Origin of the sequence: Streptomyces alkaliterrae (assembly GCF_007097205.2) — a bacterium.
In the GTDB taxonomy this organism is placed as follows: Bacteria; Actinomycetota; Actinomycetes; order Streptomycetales; family Streptomycetaceae; genus Streptomyces; species Streptomyces alkaliterrae.
In genome coordinates, this window is sequence record NZ_VJYK02000544.1 from 1 (window position 1) to 1,803 (window position 1,803).

2 protein-coding genes are annotated in these 1,803 nt (G+C 71.8%); both read left to right on the top strand.

From position 1 onward, the window contains the following. Positions 1–63: 63 nt before the first annotated feature. On the top strand, positions 64–1,116 hold the full coding sequence (locus tag FNX44_RS26570; RefSeq protein ID WP_143651520.1) for a methionine ABC transporter ATP-binding protein: 1,053 nt from the start codon (positions 64–66) through the stop codon (positions 1,114–1,116). Next, complete coding sequence (locus FNX44_RS26575) at positions 1,113–1,784, top strand: methionine ABC transporter permease (protein WP_143651521.1); 672 nt, start codon at positions 1,113–1,115, stop codon at positions 1,782–1,784. The genes FNX44_RS26570 and FNX44_RS26575 overlap by 4 nt, the downstream gene beginning before the upstream one ends. The last annotated feature ends 19 nt before the right edge of the window (positions 1,785–1,803 follow it).

A 1,803-nucleotide genomic window follows, 5' to 3' on the forward strand; every position in this document is an offset into this window, starting at 1 on the left:
CCGCGATGACACACCCGTGCCCGGCACCCACCCCGTGCCGCCGAACGACAGTGACGGAAACCAGTGATCACCACCACGGACCTGACCAAGGTCTACCGCACCCGTGACCGCGAGGTCACCGCCCTGGACGGGGTGAACCTCCATGTGGCGGAGGGCGAGGTGTTCGGCGTCATCGGACGCAGCGGCGCCGGAAAGTCCTCCCTCATCCGCTGCGTCAACCTGCTGGAACGCCCCACCTCCGGCACCGTGACCGTGGCCGGCGAGGACCTGACCGCGCTCGCCCCGACCGGCCGGGCCGACGGCGGACGCCCCTCGGCCGCGCTGCGCCGCGCCCGCAGCCGCATCGGCATGATCTTCCAGCACTTCAACCTGCTGTCCTCGCGCACCGTCCAGGGCAACGTCGAACTCCCCCTGGAGATCCTGGGCGTACCCCGCCGCGACCGGGCCCGCCGAGCGCTGGAACTCCTCGACCTCGTCGGACTCGCCGACAAGGCCCGCGTCCACCCCGGCCAGCTCTCCGGCGGCCAGAAGCAGCGCGTGGGCATCGCCCGCGCCCTGGCCGGCGACCCCAAGGTGCTGCTCTCGGACGAGGCCACCAGCGCGCTCGACCCCGAGACCACCCGGTCCGTCCTGCGGCTGCTGCGCGACCTCAACCGCGAGCTGGGACTCACCGTGCTGCTCATCACCCACGAGATGGACGTCGTCAAGAGCGTCTGCGACTCCGCCGCCCTGATGCGCGGCGGCCGCGTCGTGGAGTCCGGCCGGGTCGACGACCTGCTCGCCACCCCCGGCTCCGAACTGGCCGCCGAACTCTTCCCCGTGGGCGGCGAACCCGTCACCGCCGGCGGCACCGTCGTGGACGTCACCTTCCACGGCTCGGCCACCGCACAGCCGGTGATCTCCCAGCTCGCCCGCACCTACAACATCGACATATCGATTCTCGGCGCCGCCATGGACACCGTCTCCGGACGCCAGATCGGCCGGATGCGGATCGAACTGCCCGGACGCTACGAGGACAACGTCGTACCGATCGGCTTCCTGCGGGAGCGCGGCCTGACCGTCGACGTCCCCACCGCCGCCGACGCCGAGCGGCTGACCGAGGAGGTCGTCAAGTGACCTGGTCCCAGATGCAACCGCTGCTGGTGCAGGGCTGCGTGGACACCCTCTACATGGTGGGCTGGTCCACGCTCGTCGCCGCCCTCGGCGGGCTCCCGCTCGGCGTCCTGCTCGTCCTCACCGACCGGGGCGGCATACTGCGCAACACCGCCGTGAACAAGGTGCTCGGCGCGGTGGTCAACGTCGGCCGCTCGCTGCCGTTCATCATCCTGCTGGTCGCGCTGATCCCCTTCACCCGGCTGCTCGTCGGCACCTTCATCGGGCCCACCGCCGCCATCGTGCCGCTGGCCGTCGGCGCCATCCCGTTCTTCGCCCGCCTGGTGGAGACCGCCGTCCGCGAGGTCGACCACGGGCTCGTCGAGGCCGTCCAGTCGATGGGCGGCGGCACCGGCACCACTGTGTTCAAGGTGCTGCTGCCGCAGGCGCTGCCCTCCCTCGTCGCCGGCCTCACCACCACCGTCATCGTGCTCGTCGGCTACTCCGCGATGGCCGGCGTCGTGGGCGGCGGCGGCCTGGGCAACCTGGCACTCACCTACGGCTACCAGCGCTTCGAGACGGGGCTGATGCTCGCCACCGTCGCCGTGCTGATCGTCCTCGTCACCCTCGTCCAACTGCTCGGCGACACCGCCGGGCGGCTGCTCACCCGGCACGAGCGCAAGGGCGGCTGACGGCCCACCCGGCCACCCC